1 protein-coding gene and 1 pseudogene are annotated in these 2148 nt (G+C 68.6%); both read right to left on the bottom strand.

Annotated elements, in window-relative coordinates:
* A pseudogene (locus JHC99_RS18550) lies at positions 1-229 on the bottom strand (divergent polysaccharide deacetylase family protein); the annotation flags it as partial.
* Between the two features lie 116 nt (positions 230-345).
* Positions 346-1779 carry a S41 family peptidase gene (locus JHC99_RS18555; protein WP_292156169.1) on the bottom strand — a complete coding sequence of 478 codons (1434 nt, stop codon included), beginning with the start codon at positions 1777-1779 and terminating at the stop codon, positions 346-348.
* Positions 1780-2148 lie beyond the last annotated feature (369 nt).

Below are 2148 nucleotides of genomic sequence, written 5' to 3' on the forward strand. Positions count from 1 at the left end.
GGGCAGTACGGGTCAGGCTGGCGCGGGCCGAAGGGGTTCCGGCGCGGGGGTCGCCGAGCACGGTCAGGAACAGGGCGGCGGCCGCGATCAGCATCAGGCCCGCGACGCCCACAGCGACCGGCGGACGCTTCAGGACAGCGACAATCTGGGCGAGGTTCAGCCCCGGGCCGCGCGGCTGGGGCGGGCTGCCGGCGGTGGCGGCCAGGGCAGACTGACGTTTGGCGAACATGGACACGGACGAACGCTCGGTAGGCCTTTGGCGGAACCGCGATGACGGCTCCTTCGGGCTCACTGTGGCGCGCGGCGGTTAAGAAAGCCTAACGGGGCATTAGCCATGACCGCTCCCTATCGGCGGCGTTCCTGGGGGGTCGGGATGTTGCCGGGCGTGATCTCCGGCGTCCGTTCGGGCGAGGCCGGGGGCGTCCCGGTCGCCTCGGCGGTCTCGACGGGGGCCGCGTTCGGATCGGTGACGACGATGCCGGTGGGTGCGGCGGCCAGCTGCGTCAGGTCGCCGCCGGCGCGCAGGACGTCGAGCGCGCGTTCCAGCTGGTAGTCCTTGTCCTTGTCGAAGTCCGGACCCGGAGCCTCGCGCGGCACATGCGGGCCCTTGCGTTCGGCCCCGATGGAGGCGTCCAGCGCCGTCGAATAGGCGGCCTCGGAATAGATGAAGCTGGAGCGCGAGATGATCTTCGCCTCCGCCTCGGTGCGGGCGACCTCAAGGTCGGGCTCGATGCCGATCTTCTGGATCGAGGCGCCGGACGGGGTGTAGTAGCGGGCCGTCGTGATCGACAGGGCCCCATCGCGGCCGCCACCCAGGGGGATCACCGTCTGGACCGAGCCCTTGCCGAAGCTGGTCAGGCCCACGATCGTGGCCCGCTCATGGTCCTTCAACGCGCCGGCGACGATCTCCGACGCCGAGGCCGAGCCGTAGTTGACCAGCACCACCAGCGGCAGTCCGCCGCTCAGGTCGCCGGGCTTGGCGGCATAGCGTTCGATCTGTTCGGGCTTCCTGCCCCGCTGGCTGACGATCTCGCCGCGTTCGAGGAAGGCGTCTGACACGTCGATGGCCGCCGTCAGCAGGCCGCCGCCGTTGTTGCGCAGGTCCAGCACGAAACCCTTGAGGCCCGGCTTCTCGGCCTTCAGCCGGGTGATGGTCTCGGTCAGTTCGCGGCCGGTGTTCTCGTTGAAGGTCGAGATGCGCAGATAGCCGAAGTCGCCTTCGAGGCGGCCGGTGACGCTCTCGACCTTGATCACCTCGCGGGTCAGGACGACCTCGCGGGCCTCCTCGCCGTCGCGCAGGAAGGTGACGGTCACCGAGGTGCCCATGGCGCCGCGCAGTTTCTCCGACACCTGAGAGACCGTCATGCCCGCCGCGTTCTGGCCGTCGATGGCCGAGATGACGTCGCCCGCCTGGACACCCGCGCGACCGGCCGGTGAGTTGTCCATCGGCGAGATCACCTTCACCAGCCCGCCCTCGGCGGTGATGGTCAGGCCGACGCCGGAGTATTCGCCCGAGGTCCGCTCCTGCAGGTCCTCATAGCCGTCGGGCGGCAGATAGTTGGAGTGGGGGTCCAGCGCCGTCATCATCCCGGCCAGGGCCGCCTCGACCAGCTTCTTGTTGTCGACGGGCACGACATAGGCCTGTTCGACCACGGCGATGACGTCGCCGAACAGCTGCAGCATGCGGAAGGTTTCGTTGCGCGGCGTCTGGGTGGCCACGGTCATGCCGGTCAGGCCGAGCGCAATCACGACGCCGCCGGCCAGGAATCTCTTACGCATTCGGTCTCTTTCGCGATCCAACGGCATTCCGAAGCCTCTGGAGCGTCCGGTCTCTGTTCAGTGTGGGGAAGGATGGGTCGTCAGGCAAGCGTGAGTGGGGGTTGGGAGGTGGTTGGTGGCTGGTGGCTGGTGGCTGGTGATCGCCGCGTCCTCGACGCCACGGTCATGGGACGCAACACAAGCCGCTCAGAGATGCTCATCAAAAGCCACCAGCCACTAGTCACGACTTTCCAGAAACCCCTTCGTCAGTTCGATCGCTTCCACCAGGCCCATGCGCATGACCTCCGCGCCGGGGGGCAGGCTGGCGAACAGGCGGGTGGGGGTGGCGGCGTCGAGCATGACGAAGACCCCCTTGTCGTCGGCGCGGCG

The organism is Brevundimonas sp. (assembly GCF_016463485.1).
GTDB lineage: Bacteria > Pseudomonadota > Alphaproteobacteria > Caulobacterales > Caulobacteraceae > Brevundimonas.

Coding starts and splice junctions, on each gene's coding strand:
- JHC99_RS18555 (WP_292156169.1), bottom strand. CDS start 1,779: ATGCGTAAGAGATTCCTGGCCGGCGGCGTCGTGATTGCGCTCGGCCTG.